Genomic DNA, 1,506 nt, shown 5'->3' on the forward strand with positions numbered 1-1,506 from the left:
CTGACTTTCTTTCTGAGCTTGGTAGTCATTAACTGAACTTGCTTCTTTTCCTTGATTGCTAGTTGAAGCTTCTTCTGTCTGGCTGACTTCCATTTCGGCCTTTTTATCAACGTAGTAGTCATAATCTCCAAGGTAGAGGGTCGAACCATTCTCAGACAGTTCCAAAACATGAGTGGCTACACGATTGATAAAGTAACGGTCGTGACTGACGAAAAGAAGGGTCCCATCAAAGTCAATCAAGGCATTTTCTAGCACTTCCTTGCTATCAATATCCAAGTGGTTGGTCGGCTCGTCCAAAATCAAGAAGTTATTGTTTTCCATTGAAAGTTTGGCAAGCAGTAAACGAGCTTTCTCGCCACCTGACAGCATGCCAACTGACTTTTTGACATCATCTCCTGAGAAAAGGAAGGCACCAAGGCGGTTGCGGATCTCAACTTCTGGTGTCAGTTTAAAATCATTCCAAAGTTCATCCAGAACAGTATTACTTGGTGTTAGCTTACTTTGAGTCTGATCATAGTAGCCAATCTCAACATTGGCACCAAAACGCTTCTCTCCCTTGATAAAAGGGATCTGGTCTACTATTGACTTGATAAAGGTTGATTTGCCAATGCCATTTGGTCCGACAATCGCAACAGCGTTCATCTTACGAAGGTCAAGGTTGATAGGTTCTGACAATATTTCCCCATCATAGCCAATAGCCGCATTTTCAACAGTCAAAACGACATTGCCCGACGTTTTTTCAGACTGGAAGGTCATATTGGCTGATTTCTTACTAGCTTCAGGTTTGTCCAAACGCTCCATTTTTTCCAATTGTTTACGACGAGATTGGGCACGCTTGGTCGTTGAAGCCCGGACTAGATTGCGATTGACAAAGTCTTCTAGAGCCGCAATTTCCTTTTGTTGCTTTTCATAGTTCTTGGCTTCGGTTGCTAGCTTTTGCTCTTTCAGCTCGACAAAACGAGAATAATTTCCCACATAGCGATCCAAAGAATGCTTGGTCAAATCCAGTGTAACCGTCGCAACCTTGTCCAAGAAATAACGGTCGTGACTGACAATAATGAGCGCACCGCTATAATTTACTAGGTAATTTTCCAACCAGGCAATGGTTTCGATATCCAAGTGGTTGGTTGGCTCATCCAAGACCAAGAGATTAGGGTTTTCAAGGAGCATTTTGGCAAGTGCCAAACGAGTATTTTGACCACCAGAAAGCTCGGCAATTTTCATCTGCCACATAGATTCATCGAACTTGAAGCCATTCAAAATCGCTCGAATATCAGCTTCGTAGGTAAAGCCACCTGCCTGACGAAAATTCTCAGACAAACGATCATAATCCGCCATCAGTTTATCCAAATCTTCACCAGACTTTTCACCCATCTCCAACTCCATCTGACGCAGTTGTGTCTCTGTCCGACGCAAGTCATCAAAGACATGAAGCATTTCATCGTAAACGGTATTTTCAGACTCAAAACGGCTATCCTGTGCTAGATAAGACAGAGAGATGTCTTT

Annotated in this window: 1 protein-coding gene; it reads right to left on the reverse strand. The window is 43.0% G+C overall.

Annotated elements, in window-relative coordinates:
* Nucleotides 1-1,506 (reverse strand): ABC-F family ATP-binding cassette domain-containing protein (locus tag SORDD16_RS04770; RefSeq protein WP_061452558.1); only part of this gene is annotated, 1,506 nt, incomplete at both ends.

This window comes from Streptococcus oralis, from assembly GCF_001578945.1.
In the GTDB taxonomy this organism is placed as follows: Bacteria; Bacillota; Bacilli; order Lactobacillales; family Streptococcaceae; genus Streptococcus; species Streptococcus oralis_Q.